General features: G+C 73.1%; 15 protein-coding genes. 10 read left to right on the top strand and 5 right to left on the bottom strand.

The features are described 5' to 3' along the window. Positions 1-6: 6 nt before the first annotated feature. Genes JAP66_RS21370 through JAP66_RS21360 form a run of 3 tightly spaced genes read left to right on the top strand, consistent with a single transcriptional unit; the run spans position 7 to position 1,762 of the window. Complete coding sequence (locus JAP66_RS21370) at positions 7-534, top strand: YbaK/EbsC family protein (RefSeq protein ID WP_199433583.1); 528 nt, start codon at positions 7-9, stop codon at positions 532-534. After that, entirely contained in the window at positions 531-1,097 is a 567-nt protein-coding gene (locus tag JAP66_RS21365) for a GNAT family N-acetyltransferase (protein WP_199433582.1), read from the top strand. Before JAP66_RS21370 ends, JAP66_RS21365 begins: the two co-directional genes overlap by 4 nt. 41 nt (positions 1,098-1,138) lie before the next feature. Further along, on the top strand, positions 1,139-1,762 hold the full coding sequence (locus JAP66_RS21360) for a P-loop nucleotide/nucleoside kinase family protein (RefSeq protein ID WP_199433581.1): 624 nt from the start codon (positions 1,139-1,141) through the stop codon (positions 1,760-1,762). On the opposite strand, the gene JAP66_RS21355 is transcribed toward JAP66_RS21360, so the two are convergent. The 3 genes from JAP66_RS21355 to JAP66_RS21345 all read right to left on the bottom strand — a co-directional run bounded on the left by JAP66_RS21355 (position 1,741) and on the right by JAP66_RS21345 (position 5,557). After that, positions 1,741-2,643 carry a DMT family transporter gene (locus JAP66_RS21355; protein ID WP_199433580.1) on the bottom strand — a complete coding sequence of 301 codons (903 nt, stop codon included), beginning with the start codon at positions 2,641-2,643 and terminating at the stop codon, positions 1,741-1,743. The genes JAP66_RS21360 and JAP66_RS21355 overlap by 22 nt on opposite strands. Positions 2,644-2,959: 316 nt before the next feature. Then, a complete protein-coding gene (locus JAP66_RS21350; protein ID WP_199433579.1) occupies positions 2,960-4,651 on the bottom strand; it encodes a DUF885 domain-containing protein in 1,692 nt (563 codons plus the stop codon). A 21-nt stretch (positions 4,652-4,672) separates the two neighbouring features. After that, complete coding sequence (locus JAP66_RS21345) at positions 4,673-5,557, bottom strand: methylenetetrahydrofolate reductase (RefSeq protein ID WP_199433578.1); 885 nt, start codon at positions 5,555-5,557, stop codon at positions 4,673-4,675. A gap of 184 nt (positions 5,558-5,741) precedes the next feature. Between JAP66_RS21345 and JAP66_RS21340 the strand changes: the two genes are divergently transcribed. The 4 genes from JAP66_RS21340 to bdeA all read left to right on the top strand — a co-directional run bounded on the left by JAP66_RS21340 (position 5,742) and on the right by bdeA (position 11,674). After that, entirely contained in the window at positions 5,742-6,887 is a 1,146-nt protein-coding gene (locus JAP66_RS21340; protein WP_199433577.1) for a polyprenyl synthetase family protein, read from the top strand. A 106-nt stretch (positions 6,888-6,993) separates the two neighbouring features. After that, on the top strand, positions 6,994-7,779 hold the full coding sequence (locus JAP66_RS21335; RefSeq protein ID WP_199433576.1) for an LLM class F420-dependent oxidoreductase: 786 nt from the start codon (positions 6,994-6,996) through the stop codon (positions 7,777-7,779). A gap of 82 nt (positions 7,780-7,861) precedes the next feature. Next, entirely contained in the window at positions 7,862-10,636 is a 2,775-nt protein-coding gene (locus JAP66_RS21330; protein WP_199433575.1) for a helix-turn-helix transcriptional regulator, read from the top strand. A gap of 132 nt (positions 10,637-10,768) precedes the next feature. After that, positions 10,769-11,674: a bis(hydroxyethyl) terephthalate hydrolase gene (bdeA, locus tag JAP66_RS21325; protein ID WP_199433574.1), complete on the top strand. Its 906-nt coding sequence runs from the start codon at positions 10,769-10,771 to the stop codon at positions 11,672-11,674. A gap of 54 nt (positions 11,675-11,728) precedes the next feature. On the opposite strand, the gene JAP66_RS21320 is transcribed toward bdeA, so the two are convergent. Beyond that, on the bottom strand, positions 11,729-12,283 hold the full coding sequence (locus JAP66_RS21320; RefSeq protein ID WP_199433573.1) for a CGNR zinc finger domain-containing protein: 555 nt from the start codon (positions 12,281-12,283) through the stop codon (positions 11,729-11,731). A 23-nt stretch (positions 12,284-12,306) separates the two neighbouring features. On the opposite strand from JAP66_RS21320, the gene JAP66_RS21315 reads away from it, so the two are divergent. Then, complete coding sequence (locus JAP66_RS21315) at positions 12,307-13,479, top strand: MFS transporter (RefSeq protein WP_199433572.1); 1,173 nt, start codon at positions 12,307-12,309, stop codon at positions 13,477-13,479. On the opposite strand, the gene JAP66_RS32260 is transcribed toward JAP66_RS21315, so the two are convergent. Next, the gene (locus tag JAP66_RS32260; RefSeq protein ID WP_199433571.1) at positions 13,448-13,816 is read right to left on the bottom strand and encodes an Rv2175c family DNA-binding protein; all 369 of its coding nucleotides are present in this window, start codon (positions 13,814-13,816) and stop codon (positions 13,448-13,450) included. The genes JAP66_RS21315 and JAP66_RS32260 overlap by 32 nt on opposite strands. A 133-nt stretch (positions 13,817-13,949) precedes the next feature. Between JAP66_RS32260 and JAP66_RS21305 the strand changes: the two genes are divergently transcribed. Both JAP66_RS21305 and JAP66_RS21300 read left to right on the top strand, forming a co-directional pair. After that, a complete protein-coding gene (locus JAP66_RS21305; protein WP_199433570.1) occupies positions 13,950-16,001 on the top strand; it encodes a Stk1 family PASTA domain-containing Ser/Thr kinase in 2,052 nt (683 codons plus the stop codon). Continuing rightward, positions 15,998-16,507 carry an O-acetyl-ADP-ribose deacetylase gene (locus tag JAP66_RS21300; RefSeq protein ID WP_199433569.1) on the top strand — a complete coding sequence of 170 codons (510 nt, stop codon included), beginning with the start codon at positions 15,998-16,000 and terminating at the stop codon, positions 16,505-16,507. Before JAP66_RS21305 ends, JAP66_RS21300 begins: the two co-directional genes overlap by 4 nt. Positions 16,508-16,546: the final 39 nt, after the last annotated feature.

The following is a 16,546-nucleotide window of genomic DNA, read 5'->3' as shown; positions in this document are numbered from 1 at the left end:
AGCGGAATGAGCAACCTCGACCATCCCGCGATCGCGAAGGTCGCCGCGGCCCTCGTCGAAGCCGGTCAGCACCCGGCGGCCGAGGGAATCCGCATCCTCCCCGCCGAGGTCCGCACCGCGCAGCAGGCGGCCGACGCCCTGGGGGTCGAGGTGGGCGCGATCGCGAACAGCCTGGTCTTTCGCGCGTCGTTCGAGGGCCGGGCCGACCAGCCGCTGCTCGCGCTGACCTCGGGGGCGCATCGCGCCGACACCGGCGTCCTCGCCACGCTCGCCGGCGCCGCCCGGGTCGGCAAGGCCGACCCCGCGTTCGTCAAGGAGCACACCGGCCAGGTGATCGGCGGGGTCGCGCCGGTCGGGCACCCGAGCAGGCTGATCACGCTCGTCGACACCGCTCTGCGCCGGTACGACGTGGTGTGGGCCGCCGCGGGACATGCCAAGTCGGTCTTCCCGACCACCTTCGAGGACCTGCTTGCCCTCACCGGCGGCCGCGCCGCCGACGTCGCCGCACCGCAGAACCAGGGAGCGCCGCCATGACCGCGATGTCCTCCGCCTACAAGCGCTTCACCCGGCTGAGCGGGGCCGAGTTCCGGGCGCGGCTGCCCGAGGCTCTCTCGCTCTACGTCGCCGCGATGAACTACCCCGCGGGCACGGCGGAGCAGCGCGCGCCGATGTGGCTCACCCACGCGCTGCGGGAGGGCTGGCGGTGCGTCGCCGCGCTCGACGCCGACGACGCCTTGCTCGGCCTCGCCTACGGTTACCGGGGCGGAGCCGGCCAGTGGTGGCGCGAACAGGTCCGGCGCGGCCTCGCGACCGCAGGCGGTGACGAGGCGGTCGAGCACTGGCTCAGCGACTACTTCGAGCTCACCGAGATCCATGTCCGGCCGGAGCGGCAGAGCCGCGGGATCGGTGAGGACCTGCTGCGCCGGCTCGTCGCCGACGTACCTCAGCGGCACGTGCTGCTCTCCACCCCCGAGGGACCGAGCAAGGCGTGGCGGCTCTACCGCAGGCTGGGTTTCGCCGACGTGCTGCGCGACTACCGTTTCGCGGGCGACCCGCGCCCCTTCGCGATCCTGGGCCGCTCCCTGCCACTCGACTGACGCGCACGGAACACCGGGTACCGTCCGCGCGTTCGGGATGCATGGACATCGCAGGGCGGGATCGGCTCCAGGTTCGGATCGAACACCGCGCGCTGCTGGTGGTCGCCGGCCTGCCCGGAGCGGGCAAGAGCACCCTGCTCCGGAACGTGGTGGCGACCGCCCCGATCACCGTGCTGGACACCGACCAGATCCGCGCGCGGCTCAGAGCGCTGTTCCCGCCCGGCATGCCGTACGCCTGGTACCGCCCGCTCGTTCACCTGCTGCAGACGCTGCGGCTGGTGCTCACCGCGGTTCGCGCCACGGGACCGCTCGTCGTACACGACCCGGCCACGGGCGGCGCCACGCGGGCGGCGTTCGTCGCGCTCGGCATGCTCACCGGCCGGACCCGGCACCTGCTCTGGATCGACTGCACCGTGGCCGAGGCGCTCGCCGGGCAGCATCAGCGCGGGCGGGTACTGCTCGGCTGGTCCTTCTCCCGCCACGCCCGCAACGCCCCCCGGATCCGCGACCGCCTGCTCACCGGCAAGGCCCCGCGCGGCTGGGCCGCCGCCACGGCGACCGGCCGCGCGGACGCTCGGCACGGCCTGCGGATCGTGGTGGCGGCACCGGGTGGCGTCCCCGGCGGGGGACGCCACCCGGCGGTTCACCGCTCCGAGCGCCGGTAGCTCACCGCGAGGGCACCGATGAGCAGCCCCGCACCGCACCAGCCCGGCACGCCCAGCCGGTCACCGAGCAGCACGGCCGCGAGAACGGCCGCGGTCAGCGGCTCCAGCAGCGCCGCCAGCGCCGCCACCACCGGATGTGCGGTACGCAGGCCCCGGAAGTACGACAGGTAGGCCAGCGCGGTCGGTACCGCACCGAGGTAGGCCGCGACGCCGAGCACATCCACCCGCAGCGGTAGTGCCATCCCCAGCCACACCGCGACCGGCAGCAGGGCCAGGCCACCGACCAGGCAGCCGAACGCCGTGGTGCGCAAGGGATCGAGCCCCGCCACCTGGCGGCGGGTGGCCAGGGTCAGCGCCGCGAAACCGGCCCCGGCTGCGAGGGCGCAGGCGAGGCCGCCGAGCAACCGCCACCGGTCCTGCGTGCCCCCCGGCGACCAGGTCAGCAAGGCGAGCCCGAGCAGCGCGGCGAGGATCGACAGGACCGTCGGCAGGCTGGGCAGCCGGCGTTCGGCGACCGCACTCGCCACCGCGACGAGCACGGGCACGCTGCCGATCGTGGTCATCGTCGCGACGCTCACCGACGTGAGCACCACGGCGGCGAAGTAACACGACTGGAAGACCGCGAGCAGCCCGCCGGCGAGCAGCAGCCGACGGGCCACCGGCCGGGTACGCGGAATCGCGCGCAGACCGCCGCTGGACCAGAGGAACAACACGGCGAGGACGCCGCCGAGCAGCAGCCGGTACGCGGCGACCGACAGCGGATGCAGGCTCGCCCTGGTGACGAGGATCGAGCCGGCGAGGCCGCCGGTGCCCCACAGGACACCGGCCAGCAGCAGGCTCGCGGAGCCGTCGCGCACGCGCACGGCAACGGAAGTGGACATATCGGAACGCTCCAACGTCGAAGTGGGAAGAGAAGAGACGACGACGCGGGGCGTTGGTGCGTGGCTTTACGGACCAGGGCGCATTGTTTCCGCAGGTCACCAGTCGCGAGTGAGGAACCGTGTGCTAACTCGGCCGAACACTCACGAGAGGTGACCAGGCACAACGCCGCGCCCTCCTGAGATCAAGGACAGGCTCTCAGGAGTCCACGAAGGGGCCGTGCGGCGCACAGCCGCACGGCGGGCACGCCCCGCTCAGGAGCGTGGCGGCGGGGTGCTGCGGAAGACCCGGTGCATGCCGGTCAGCCTAGCTCAGCGATCACGCCATGGCGGAGAGTTGTTCGCGCAGTGTGTCCAGGCCCATGCCGCCCATCCTGAGCGCACGGGTGTGGAAGTCCTTGAGGTCGAACGCATCGCCCTGCCTGCGCCGGACGTCCTCCCGCGCCGCGAGCCACAGCCGCTCGCCGAGCTTGTAGGCCGGCGCCTGCCCCGGCCAGCCGAGGTAGCGGTCGATCTCGTCGTGCACGTGGTCGGCGTCGGTGATCGTGCGGGTCAGCATGAACTCCAGCCCCAGCTCCGGGGTCCAGCGTTCCCCCTCGTGGAAGCCCGTGCCCGCCGGGATCTCCAGCTCCAGGTGCATACCGATGTCCACGACCACGCGGGCCGCGCGGAACAGGTGCGCGTCGAGCATCCCGAGCAGGTCGCCGTCGTCACCGAGGAACCCGAGATCCTGCATCAGCCGCTCGGCGTAGAGCGCCCAGCCCTCGGCGTGCCCGGAGGTGAACGCCATGAGCCGCTGGAAACGGTTCAGCTTCCTCGCCTGGTACACCGCCGTCGCGATCTGCAGATGATGCCCCGGCACACCCTCGTGGTAGACCGTGCTGACCTCGCGCCAGGTGGAGAACTCCTCGCGGTCCGCGGGCAGCGACCACCACATCCGGCCGGGCCGGGAGAAGTCCTCGCTCGGACCGCTGTAGTAGGCACCGACACCACCGCCGGGCGGGGCGATCCGGCACTCCAGGGCCATGAGCTCGTCCGGGATCTCGAAGTGCGTACCGCGCAGCGAGCGCAGCGCGTCGTCGGACAGCCGCTGCATCCATTCCTCGAGCGCGCGGCGGCCGTGCAACCGGTAACGTTCGTCGGCGTCGAGTGCCGCGGCCACCTCGGCCAGGCTCGCACCGGGCTTGATCCGCTCGGCGACCTCCTTCGCCTCCCGCTCCACGCGGGCGAACTCCGCCCAACCCCATTCGTAAGCCTCGCGCAGGTCGAGCTCCGCGCCGACGAAGTAGCGCGACCACAACCGGTAGACGTCCTCACCGACCGCGTCCTTGGTCGGGGCTTCGGGCGCCAGCTCGGCCCTGAGGAAGCCGGCGAGCTCGGCATAGGCCTCCTGTGCCGCGTCGGCGGCGTGGCGCAGCTCGCTCCGCAGGCTGTCCGGCACTCCGTGCGCCCGCTCGGCGAGATCCGCGAAGTACCCGCGATCGCCGGACAGCCCCGCCCAGACCTCGGCCTGCTCCGCGACCCTGCCGATCTGCCGCAGCGCCGGGGCGCGTCCCGCCTCGGCGGCGGCCAGCAGCGACGCGCGCACACCGTCGAGCGCTCCGGGCACCTTCGCCATCCGCGTCGCGATCGTCCGCCAGTGCTCGGCCGACTCGGCCGGCATGAGGTCGAACGCCATGCGCAGCTCGTGCACCGGACTTGCGATCGTGTTGAGCACACCGACATCGAGGCCGGCCTCGTGCAGCTCCACCGACAGCCCGACGCGCTCGGTGAAGACCGCCTTCGCCACCTGCTCACCCTCGTCGGCGGGGGTGGCCGCCCCCATCTCCCGCAGCGCCCGCTTCGCCAGCGCCGCGCGCGCGGCGTACCCCTCCGGGGAGTAGTCCGTGACCTGGTCGTCGTAGCCGGCGATGCCGACCTCGGTCGCCGTCACGGGATCGGCGGCGGCGTAGTCGTCGACGAACCGGTCGCAGATCTGATGGACGCCGTACTGCCCAGCCTCGGAAACCATGGCCGCACGCTACCGTTTCCGCTAGACGCGCGCGGGCACCAGGCCAAGCCTGCCGACCACCTCGCGAGTGGCCTTGGCGCGGTTGAACGTGTAGAAGTGCAGATCCGCGACGCCCTCCGCGAGCAGCCGTTGCCCGAGCTCGGTGACGACGTCCAGCCCCTCGGCGCGGAACGCCTTCGCGTCACCGGCCAGCGGTTCGAGCCGGTCCAGCAGCCGGCGCGGCGCCTCGGCGCCGGAGAGCTCGATCGTCTTGTGCAGCGTCCGGGGCGTGGTCAGCGGCATGATGCCCGGAATCAGCGGCTTGTCGCAGCCCGCCGCCGCCACGCGGTCCCGCAGCCGCAGGAAGTCCTCCGCCTCGAAGAAAAGCTGGGCGATGCCGAAGTCCGCGCCCGCGCGGAACTTGCGCACGAGGTGCACCGTGTCGGTCGCCAGGTCCGGCGAGCGGGGGTGCCCGTAGGGGAACGCGGAGACACCGACACAGAAGTCGCCGAGCGAGCGCACCAGCTCGACGAGTTCCTCCGCGTAGTTCAGACCACGCGGATGCGGGACCCATTCGCCGTAGGGATCGCCGGGCGGATCGCCGCGCAGCGCGAGGATGTTGCGCACACCGGCCGAGGCATACCAGCCGATCACGTTGCGCAGCTCGGCCACCGAGTGGTTCACCGCCGTCAGGTGCGCCATGGGAACGAGCGTCGTCTCGGCGGCGACCCTGGCGATGCTGCGGATCGTGCCGTCGCGGCTCGTGCCGCCCGCGCCGTACGTGATCGACAGGTACGCCGGGTCGTCCCGCTCCAGCTCGCGGATCGAGCGCCACAGGATCGCCTCGTCGGCCGCGTCGCGGGGCGGGAAGAACTCCACGGAGAACGCCGGTGCGCCACCCCGCAGCCGCTCCACCACCGACGTCATGCCGGACATGCTACTGGCGTGTCCGGAGACTGGGACATGCTCTCACTTGCTGAGAGTCGCCGGGCTGGACGTGTTGCGTCCCGCCCGGCCAGAGGAGCTCGCGCTGCACGGTGACAACGAGCTCCACTCGGCGGCGTGCCGCCCCGAGATACCGCGCGGGCACGCCGACCCGCAGGATAGAGGCATGAGTGAGCCGGGAGCCGCCAGTGCCGACGACCGGGACGATCCGGCACGCACGCGGCCGGACGCGTCCTACGACGCGGACCTGCCCGCGCACATCGAGCACGCGCTGGCCGGTTTCCTGCAGCGGGCCGGCGAGGCCATCCGGCGCACCGAGCCGACGTTCGCCCCGGCGACGGACGCACTCGGCGACTTCGTTCTCGGCGGCGGCAAGCGGTTGCGCCCGACGTTCGCCTGGTGGAGCTGGCGCGGCGCGGGCGGTGACGCGGCCGGCCCGCACGCCGAGGGAGTGCTGCAGGCGGTGGCGAGCCTGGAACTGATCCAGGCGTGCGCGCTGATCCACGACGACGTGCTGGACTCGTCCGACTCCCGGCGCGGCTCCCCGACGGTGCACGTGGCGTTCGCCGGGCAGCATGCCGAGAGCGGCTGGCTCGGCTCGTCCAGCCGGTTCGGCCTCGCCGCCGCGGTACTGATCGGTGACCTCGCACTCGCCTGGGCGGACGACATGTTCGCCGAGGCCGCGCTGCCGCCGGAGACGCTCGCCGCGGCCCGGCCCGCCTGGCGGGCCATGCGCACCGAGGTGCTGGCCGGGCAGTACCTCGACATGCACACGCAGGCGACCGGAGACGACTCCGTTGAGGCCGCCCTGCGGATCGACCGGCTGAAGACGGCCGCGTACACCGTGCAGCGGCCGCTGCACCTCGGGGCGGCGCTCGCCGGCACGGGCCCCGGCGTCATCGAGCCGTTGATGACGTTCGGCCGTGACCTCGGGGTCGCCTTCCAGCTCCGCGACGACCTGCTCGGCGTGTTCGGCGACCCTTCCGTGACCGGCAAGCCAGCGGGGGACGACCTGCGCGAGGGGAAGCGGACACTGCTGCTCGCGCTCGGCCTGCGGCTGGCCCGCGAGCAGCGGCGTCCCGCCGAGCGCGACGTGCTCGCCGCGGCGATCGGCGACACCGGGCTCACCGAATCCGGTGTGGACACTGTGCGGCGGGTTCTCACGGAACTCGGCGCCGTCGCGGAGATCGAGCGGCGCATCACCGAGCTGACCCGTACCGCGCTGTCGTCCCTGCGTGCCGCGCGACTCACCGGACCGGCAACCGAGCGGCTCACCGAGCTCGCGACAAAGGCGACACAACGGAAGTTCTGAGCGCGCGTTTGCTCCGTCGGTGGTGCCGCCGGTGCGGAACTCGCGGGCCCGGGTGGGGGACTCGCGGGTTCCAGCGGGGGACTCGCGGGCTCGTTATCCTGCGAGCATGACGACAGCGAACAGGCCGGTCCGGATCGGACTCCAGCTCCAGCCCCAGCACGCCGACTACGCGACAATCCGCCGCACCGCCGCCGAGGCCGAGGAACTCGGCGTGGACATCGTCTTCAACTGGGATCACTTCTACCCGCTCTACGGTGATCCCGACGGCAAGCACTTCGAGTGCTGGACCATGCTCGGCGCGTGGGCCGAGTCGACGTCGCGAGTCGAGATCGGCGCGCTGGTGACCTGCAACAGCTACCGCAACCCGGACCTGCTGGCCGACATGGCCCGCACAGTCGACCACATCAGCGGCGGCAGGCTGATCCTGGGGATCGGTGCGGGCTGGTTCGAGCGGGACTACGTCGAGTACGGCTACGAGTTCGGCACGGCGGGCAGCAGGCTCGCCGACCTCGCCGATGCGCTGCCGCGGATCGAGAACCGCCTTGCCAAGCTGAACCCGCCGCCGACGCGCAAGATCCCGGTGCTGATCGGCGGCGGCGGGGAGAAGAAGACCCTGCGCATGGTCGCCCGGCACGCCGACATCTGGCACGGCTTCGGTGACGTCGAGGTCGCCGCGCGCAAGATCGAGATCCTCGACCGGCACTGCGCCGACGTGGGCCGCGACCCCGCGGAGATCGAGCGGTCGGTGGGCGTGCAGAGCGACCCGGAGGACTCGGCGGCGAAGCTGCACGACCTGGGCATCACCCTGTTCACCGTCGGCGTCGGCGGCCCCGACTACGACCTCGGCATGCTGCGCAAGTGGATCGCCTGGCGGGACGCGCAGAACGGCTGACGGAACACTCAGCGCCCCGCAGCCTGCACTGCGGGTGAACATGGGTCTTCTCCTGGCGTGGCCCACACGCAACACTGACCGGATGGCCGCTGGAACGGACATCACGCCCGCACGGCTGTATCCGGTACGAGGTCGCGAGCGCGAGCTCGCCGCGCTGACCGAGTTGCTGGACGGCGCGGCCCGGGGACGTGGCGGCGGGCTCGTCGTGCTCGGGCAGCCCGGTGTGGGCAAGACGACGCTGCTCGGCGCGGCAGGCCGCGCCGCGGCCCGGTTCCGCGTACTGCGCGCGTGCGGAACCGAATCCGAGACCGGGCTGCCGCTGGCCGGGCTGCATCAGCTGCTCCGCCCGCTGAGCGGCTTCCTCTCCCGGCTCTCCGCCGAGCACCGCGAGCCGCTGCACCGGGCTCTCGGGCTCGGCGGCCGGACGCCGTGTGAACCGTTCGCCCTGCACACCGCCGTGCACCGGCTGCTGACCGTGGCGGCCGCCGCGAAGCCGACGGTGTGCTGCGTGGACTCGGCGCACCACCTGGACGCCGAGTCGCTGGCGGCGCTCGTGTTCACCGCTCACAGGGCCGATCCGGCCCGGATCGCGCTGCTGTTCGCCGCCGACCGCGGCGGCCTCCTCGAGCACGGCGATCTGCTGGCCGAGCTGCCGTCGTTGCGGCTCGGCAGGCTCGACGACGACGCCGCGGCGCGGCTGCTCGCCGACCGGCTCGGCAACGACGTGCCCGGCGACGTCTCCGACAGCGTGCTTGAGCTCGCGCGCGGGAACCCGCTGGCGCTCACCGAGCTGGCCACCACGATCACGGTGGACCAGCTGGCAGGGCGCGCGGAACCGCCTGCGGCGCTGCCCGCGGAGAGCAGGCTGCGCCGTACCGTCCGCGCGCGGCTCACGGCGTTGCCCGCCGACGCCAGGCTCGTGGTCCTGCTGGCGGCGGTCGACGAGCGGCTGAGCCCGGACACCGTGACCCGTGTCGCGGAACGGTCCGGCCTCGCGCTCTCCGCGCTGGGGGAGGCCGAACGGGCTGGACTGCTTGTCGTGACCGCCGATGTCGTGCGACTGCCCGAGGACCTGCTGCCCTGCACCGTGCGGGCCGGCGCGGCACCCGACGAGCTGCGAGAGGCCCATCGGCTCCTCGCCGCCGCGGCCGATCCGGTCGCCGAAGAGTATCGCTGGACATGGCATCGCGCGGCGATCGCGACGGCACCCTGTCCGAGGCTGGCCGGCGCGCTGGACCGGCTGGCCGCGACGGCACGGCGGGCGCACAGCTATCCGGAGGCCGCCGCCGCGAGCGAGCGCGCCGCCGCCCTTTCGCCGGCGGGCGACGACCGGGCCCTGCGCCTGGTCTCGGCCGCGGCTGACCACTGGATCGCCGGTGAGCCGCGCCGAGCGCGATCGAACCTGCGTACCGCGGCGCCGCTGGCCCGGGGTGGCCTCGCGGGTCTCGCCGGGATACTGAACGGGGAGATCGAGCTGCGCCGCGGCCGTCCGTCCGTCGCGGCCGTCGACCTCCTCGACACCGCGCGGCGGTTCGCGCACACGCACCGGGGCGTCGCGATCACCACACTGATGCTCGCGGGCGAGGCCACCCTCGTCGCCGGAGACGACTCGCGCTACTGCGTGATGGCCGGTGACGCGGCCCGCCTGCGCAGCGTCGACGAGCAGCCCACGACCCGGCTGGTGCTCGATCATTTCGCCGCGATGGGTGCCACGTTCAGCGGCAGGCACTGGGAGGCGGCCGCGCCGCTGCGCCGGGTGGTGGCTCTCGCCGACTCGGCGGGCGACCCGACGGCCAAGATCCTCGCCAGCCAGGCCGCCTACACGCTCGGCGACGCCCAGGCCGCCCGGGAACTCGCGTTGCAGGCCGTGGTGCGCGCCCGTGCGCAGGGCAACCCCGCCCGGGTGCCGTGGGCGCTGATCTACGCTTCGGTCGCCGCCCTGCTCACCGATCAGCACGAGGCGGCGCTGAGCAGCTCGCTGGAAGGTCTGCGCCTCGCGGAGTCGCTTGGGCAGTCCAACTGCGTGGTCGATCACCTCACGATCCTCGGGATGCACGCGGCGCTGCAGGGCGACGGAGAGACCGCCATGCTGCGGCTCGACGCCGCGGCGTCCGGGCTCGCGGAGCGAGGGCTCGGCAGGCCCGGCGCGTTCGCCACCTGGGCGGCGGCCTGTGCCGACCTCGCCGACGACCGGCCCGCCGAGGCCTTCGGCCGGTTCCGCCGGATCGCCGGCAGCCGGGCGAGCCGGTACTCCACGGTGCGCGTGCTGGCCGTTCCCCACTTCGTCGAGGCGGCGGTCCGGTGCGGCGAGCGGGAGCAGGCGGTCCGCGCGCTCGACACGTTCGAACGCTGGGCGAACGCCACCGGAGGCGAGGCGCGCAGGGCCCTCGCGCATCGTTGCCAGGGGCTGCTGGCCGAGGAGAAGGGCGCCGCGGGAGAGCATTTCGCCGAGGCGATCCGGCTCCATCGCTCGGCGGGCGCCGCCTACGACCTGGCGAGCACGGAGCTGCTGTACGCGAACCGCCTGCGGCGCGAGCGCAAGCACCGGGAGGCACAGGACCTGCTGCGCGAGGCGGTGCAGATCTTCGAGGACATGGACGCGCGGCACTGGGTCCGGCGAGCGCAACAGGAGCTGCGGGCCTGCGGGCACCCGGTGCGCGGCATGTCCCGCGGCGCGACCGGCGAACTGGCCCCGCGGCAGCTCCAGATCGCGGCGCTCGTCGCCGACGGGGCCACGAACCGCGAGGTGGCCGCGCAGCTGTTCATCAGCCCCCGCACGGTCGACCACCACCTGCGCAACATCTTCGCCAAGCTGGACATCCGGTCGCGGGTAGAGCTCGCCAAGTTGTTCCGGTAAGCGGGCGGAAACCGGCGATTTCACCGATGCGCGGGGGCAGGGTCACAGCAACAATCAGTGACCGTCCGTGAGCGAACGGATGCCGTCCGGCAGTGTCCGGCCGGCGCCCCCGACGAACAGGAGTACAACGACGTGACTCCCCGCAACTCCCCACCTGACAACGCTCCCCGTCACCGGGTCAGACACGTGCTCGGCACGTTCGCCGCGGCGCTGGCGCTGATCGGCGGCGCCGCCGGCGCGCCGGCGGCGGTGGCGCAGGAGAACCCCTACGAGCGCGGCCCCGACCCGACCGAGCGCAGCATCGAGGCCTCTCGCGGATCGTTCTCCGTCGCGCAGACGTCGGTGTCCGGCTTCGTCTCGGGCTTCGGCGGCGGCACGATCTACTACCCCACCACCACCAGCGAGGGCACGTTCGGCGCGGTGGCCATCGCGCCGGGCTACACCGCCAGCCAGTCCACCATGAGCTGGTACGGCCCGCGGCTCGCCTCGCAGGGGTTCGTGGTGTTCACCATCGACACCAACAGCCGTTTCGACCAGCCGTCGAGCCGGGGTGACCAGCTGCTGGCCGCGCTGGACTACCTGGTGCAGCGGAGCTCCGTCCGCGACCGGATCGACCCCAGCAGGCTCGGCGTGATGGGCCACTCGATGGGTGGTGGCGGCGCACTCGAGGCGGCCTCGGACCGGCCGTCGCTGCAGGCCGCGATCCCGCTCACCGCCTGGAACATGGACAAGACCTGGTCCGAGGTCCAGGTGCCGACGTTCATCATCGGCGCGGAGAACGACAGCGTCGCGTCGGTGCGCTCGCACTCGGAGCCGTTCTACGAGAGCCTGCCTCGCAGCCTGGACAAGGCCTACATGGAGCTGGACGGCGCCTCGCACTTCGCGCCGAACACGTCGAACACGACGATCGCCAAGTACAGCATCTCGTGGCTCAAGCGGTTCATCGACAACGACACCCGCTACGAGCAGTTCCTCTGCCCCGCACCCGACGACCGGACGATCTCCGAGTACCGGGACACCTGCCCGCACTCCGGCTGACCGGCCGCGTTCCGATCGAACGGCCGCCCCACGGCACCTCCGTGGGGCGGCCGTTCACCGTGGCCGCGCCCGGCGGTGCGCGGCCACGCGTTCCCGGGTCGCACACCGGGTCGAGCAGTAGCGGCGCGGGCTTCCACCGCCGGCATCGGCGAACGGCCTGCGGCACGCCGGGGAGGCGCACACCCCACCCGGTGGACGTTGCCGGTCGGCAAGCAGGACCGCCAGCGCGAGGCAGGACGAGGTCAGCAGCCACTCGCCCCACGGCGCGTCGTCCCGGCTGTCGACGTGCAGGTGCCAGGCATGCTCCCCACCGTGCGTGGTCAGCCGGGGCGGATGCGCGTGCCGGGCGAGCAACTCGTTCAGCCGATCCGCCGCGGCGCCGGTCGTCGCCGCGGCGAACACGTCGTACAGCGCACCCGCGACCTCCCGCATCTCCGGCACGTCAGCCGCGGTCAGACCGAGCGGCTCATTCTCGCCATGCGCAAGCAACACCCTGGCGATGTCGGCTGTATCCGCCGACTCCCGCAGCAGCACTTCCACCAGGTCGGCGGCCCGCTCCGCGGCGGCACGCGCCGACCGGCCGGGCAGGAATTCGTTCGCATACGACATGCCCACAGTGTAACGTCTCATGGGTGACAAACCGTTACAGCCTGGGCCGCTACCTCACGGGCGCGGCCTTCGCCCGTACCGGCGACGAGATGTCCGGACCGGCCCTGCTGGTACTGGGGCTGGCGGCGACGGGCTCGGTGGAGACCGGCGCCGCGCTGCTGACCGGGCTGACGATCTCGTCCGCGCTCGGCGGACCTGCGCTCGGCGCGCTGCTCGACCGCAGCCCACGGCCCGGCGGGTGGCTCGCCGTGGCACTCGCGGGCTACGCGGCCGGGCTGTGCGTGCTCGTGGTGACGACCGGCCGTGCCGCCACGGCGCCGGTGCTGGCCGTGGCCGCGTTGACCGGTCTGCTGAACCCCGCGCTGTCCGGGGGCTGGACGGCTCAGCTGCCGCAGGTCGTGCGAGGCGCCCGGTTCGCCAGAGCCAGCGGCCTTGACGCGGTGACCTTCGGCGCCGCGAGTCTCACCGGTCCCGCCCTGGCAGGCCTGCTGGCCGCGGCGCTCGGCGCCCCGGCCGCCGTGCTCGGGTCCGCCGTACTGGTCGCCGCCGCCGTGCCGGTCGCGTGGCGGCTGCCCGCCCGGCCGCCCGCCGGGGCGAAACGCGGCCTGCTGGCGGGGTTCCGCGCGATCGCGGCGAGCCGGTCGCTGTTACGGGCCACGACGGCGACGGTGGTGTCGTACGTGGGCGTCGGCATGCTGACGGTGTGCTGCCCGCTGCTCGGCCTGCGGCACTTCGGCGACGCGGGCACCGGGGCACTGCTGCTGTCGGTGCTCGCGGGAGCATCACTGCTGGCGAACGCCGCACTGGCCCGCAAGCCGTCGCTGCTGCGCCCGGACGCGACAGTGCTGGCCAGCACGCTGGTACTCGGCGCGGCAATGCTGACCGCTGCGCTGGTGCAGACTCCCGCGTCGGCCATCGCGGCGGTCGCCCTCGCCGGGCTCGGCGACGGACCTCAGCTCACCGCGCTGTTCGCGATCCGGCACCGGGAGGCTCCCGAGGGCGCACGCGCGCAGGTGTTCACCACCGGTACCAGCCTGAAGATCACCGGGTTCGCGGCGGGCACCGCCCTGGCGGGACCGCTGGCGGCGTGGTCGGTGCCGGGCTGCCTGCTCGTGGCGGCCGGAACCGAAGGGCTGGCCGCGCTGGCCTACCTCGCCGTGCGGTCTAGAAGGCCATCGCCTGCGCGCGCCGCTTGACCTCCGTGCCGTGGCTGGTACGCAGCGCGTTGATGGGCGTGACACCGGGCAGCGACTCGTCCTTGGAGAAGAGCCACCGCAACATCTCCGTGCGGGTGAACCCGGAGTCCGCCAGCACCGTGATCGTGCCGCCGAGCCCCTTGATCACCGCCCCGTTGGCCAGGAAATCGGCGGGAACGTGCAGATCGCCGTCTCGGCGGACCGCGATCAGCTGACCGTCCCGCAGCATCTGTCGCACTTTGTTGGCCGACAGCCCGAGCACACGCGCCACCTCCGCGAGCGGGAGCACAGCGACGTCCGCGTCAAGCACGTCGTCAGCGACTGGGATCGCACTCACGCCCCTCACCTTGCCACAAACAGGGAGTTTCCGAGCAGAACCGCTCCAATGGCGTAACGGTGACACTCTCGGTACCCGTGCGGTGGCCAGGTCGGGTCCACCGAGCGGGCCCGCGTCCGTACTATCGAGTGCTGTGACACGCACGGACCACAGTCTGGTTGGCGCGCTGCTCGACCGCCGGTACCGGGTCGACCGGCTGCTCGCCAGGGGCGGCATGTCCTCGGTGTACCGGGGCGTCGACACCAGGCTGGACCGGCCGGTCGCCATCAAGATCATGGACCCCCGCTTCGCCGACGACCGCTCGTTCGTCGACCGGTTCGAATGGGAGGCCCGCTCCGCCGCCCGGCTGCACCATCCGCATGTGGTGGCCGTGCACGACCAGGGCTTCGACACCTCGGCGGGCCCGGACGGCGGCCGCGCGTTCCTCGTGCTCGAGCTCGTCGACGGCGGCACCCTGCGGGACCTGATCGACCAGCGCGGCGCGCTGGACCTCCCGGTGGCGCTCACCATCGCCGGGCACGTGCTGTCCGCGCTGGCCGCCGCACACGCCGAGGGCCTGGTGCACCGCGATGTCAAACCGGAGAACGTGCTCATCGGCCGCGGCGGCAACGCCGCGGGTGGCGTCGTCAAGGTCGGCGACTTCGGCCTGGTGCGGGCGGTCGCGAGCGCGAGCACCACGAGCGCGAACATCATCCTCGGCACCGTCGCCTACCTCTCGCCCGAGCAGGTGACCACCGGCTCGGCCAGCGAGCGCGGTGACGTCTACTCGGCCGGGATCCTGCTCTACGAGATGCTCACCGGCCAGGTGCCCTACACCGGCGACACCGCACTGTCCGTGGCGTACCGGCACGTGAACGACGACGTGCCCGCGCCGAGCGAGGCCAGGCGTGACCTGCCGCCCGCGCTCGACGAGCTGGCGCTCCGCGCGACCCGGCGGGCCCCGGAGGCCAGGCCCGCCAACGCGGGCGAGTTCCTCGCCGAGCTCGACGAGGTCCGCACGCGGCTCGGCATCGCACCGGCGGCCGTGCCCGTGCCCGCCGTGCCGGCCGAAGACGCCGCGGGCAGTGGTTCCGGTCCCACGGTGCTCGCCGGGGCCGCCGGGATCGGCGAGCTGACCGATGCCGAGCGGACCGTGCCCGCCATGCAGGCGGTGACCGCCGTGCAGCATGCGCCTGCGGGGCCCCGCGGTACGCAGGCACTGCCGCGCACCGCCATGGGCGAGCCCCCTGCGGCGGCACCCGGACCCACTGATCCACCCACCCCGCCGCACGGCCGGCCGGCCGGCGCAGCGCGGCCACCCCGCCGGCGCCTCCGGATCGCCGCCCTGGCGCTGGTCGGGCTGCTCGTCGCCGGCGCCATCGGCACCGCGGCGTGGTGGTTCTCGGGCGGCCGCTGGGTGACCGTTCCGCAGGTCACGGGCATGGACCGGACAACGGCCGAGCAGACGATAAGCGACGTCGAGCTGGTGCCGGAGTTCGTCCAGGAACGGCACAACACCGCGCCGTCGGGCACCGTGATCAGGACCGATCCGGTCAGCGGCTCCGACGCGCTGGTCGGCGGGGTGGTACGGGTGGTGCTCTCGCTCGGGAAGCCCGTCGTCCCGGACATCTCGCCCGGCGTCTCCGTCGCACAGGCCGAGGCGGCGATCCGCGATGTCGAGCTGGAGCCGGTACGTGACCCGGGGGCCGACGAGTTCAGCAACGAGGTCGCGGAGGGCGCGGTGGTCACGGTGACGCCGCAGCCCGGCAGTGAGGCGAACGTCGGGGACCGGGTGACGATCGTGGTGTCCAAGGGGCCGCCGCCGACGCCGGTCCCCTCGCTCAAGGGCAAGAGCCGCGACGAGGCGTTCCAGGCGCTCAGCGACGCCGGGTTCGAACCTTTCGACGCCGGGGAGGAGTTCGCCGCCGACGTCCCCGCGGGCAGCGTGACCCGCACCGAGCCGGACGCGGGTGCGACGCCCGAGGCGGGCAGCCGGGTCGGCGTCTACATCTCCAACGCGGTCGAGGTGCCCTCGGTCATCGGCAGGCCGCTCCAGGACGCGGTGCAGCTGCTGTCCGACGCGGGCCTTTCGGCGCAGGGCACCGAGAACCAGCGCGGGCGTTTCAGCTTCGTCGTCGGCCAGGATCCGGGGCCGGGCGAGCGCGTGCAGCGCGGCAGCGCGGTGAACCTGACAATCGTGCCATGACCGATATCCGGCTGGTCCAGGGCGACATCACCGAACAGCGGGTCGACGCGGTCGTCAACGCGGCCAACTCCAGGTTGCTCGGCGGCGGCGGTGTCGACGGCGCGATCCACCGGGCCGGCGGACCGGACATCCTCGCCGAATGTCGCAGGCTGCGCGAGACGACGTATCCGGACGGCCTGCCGGTCGGGCAGGCGGTGCCGACCACCGCGGGGCGCCTCCCGGCGCGCTGGGTGATCCACACGGTCGGCCCCTTGTACGCGAAGTCCGAGGACCGCTCGCACCTGCTCGCGTCCTGCTACCGCGAGTCCCTGCGCGTCGCCGACGAGCTCGGCGCGGGCACCGTCGCGTTCCCCGCGGTGTCCGCCGGGGTGTACGGGTGGCCACTCGACAGTGCGGCGGAGATCGCCGTAACGTCGGTCCGGGAGACCGCCTCCACCGTGAACGACGTCTGGTTCGTTCTGCTCGGCTCCGAGGTGTACCAGGCGTTCGCCAGAGCCGTCCGCTGAGGGTGCTGACGGCTCGATCGGATGAATCCCTGTCTCCGC

The sequence above is a fragment of the Qaidamihabitans albus genome (genome assembly GCF_016464705.1).
Taxonomy (GTDB): domain Bacteria; phylum Actinomycetota; class Actinomycetes; order Mycobacteriales; family Pseudonocardiaceae; genus Qaidamihabitans; species Qaidamihabitans albus.
The sequence above is the reverse complement of the archived record's forward strand: the minus strand, read 5'-3'. Positions and strand labels throughout refer to the sequence as shown.

Bases quoted from the DNA above. Each gene is read 5' to 3' on its own strand.
- JAP66_RS21320 (WP_199433573.1), bottom strand. From the start codon at position 12,283: ATGTCGTATGCGAACGAATTCCTGCCCGGCCGGTCGGCGCGTGCCGCC.
- JAP66_RS21300 (WP_199433569.1), top strand. From the start codon at position 15,998: ATGACCGATATCCGGCTGGTCCAGGGCGACATCACCGAACAGCGGGTC.
- JAP66_RS21365 (WP_199433582.1), top strand. From the start codon at position 531: ATGACCGCGATGTCCTCCGCCTACAAGCGCTTCACCCGGCTGAGCGGG.
- JAP66_RS21355 (WP_199433580.1), bottom strand. From the start codon at position 2,643: ATGTCCACTTCCGTTGCCGTGCGCGTGCGCGACGGCTCCGCGAGCCTG.
- JAP66_RS21370 (WP_199433583.1), top strand. From the start codon at position 7: ATGAGCAACCTCGACCATCCCGCGATCGCGAAGGTCGCCGCGGCCCTC.
- JAP66_RS21340 (WP_199433577.1), top strand. From the start codon at position 5,742: ATGAGTGAGCCGGGAGCCGCCAGTGCCGACGACCGGGACGATCCGGCA.
- JAP66_RS21335 (WP_199433576.1), top strand. From the start codon at position 6,994: ATGACGACAGCGAACAGGCCGGTCCGGATCGGACTCCAGCTCCAGCCC.
- JAP66_RS21330 (WP_199433575.1), top strand. From the start codon at position 7,862: ATGGCCGCTGGAACGGACATCACGCCCGCACGGCTGTATCCGGTACGA.
- JAP66_RS21345 (WP_199433578.1), bottom strand. From the start codon at position 5,557: ATGACGTCGGTGGTGGAGCGGCTGCGGGGTGGCGCACCGGCGTTCTCC.
- JAP66_RS21360 (WP_199433581.1), top strand. From the start codon at position 1,139: ATGGACATCGCAGGGCGGGATCGGCTCCAGGTTCGGATCGAACACCGC.
- JAP66_RS21350 (WP_199433579.1), bottom strand. From the start codon at position 4,651: ATGGTTTCCGAGGCTGGGCAGTACGGCGTCCATCAGATCTGCGACCGG.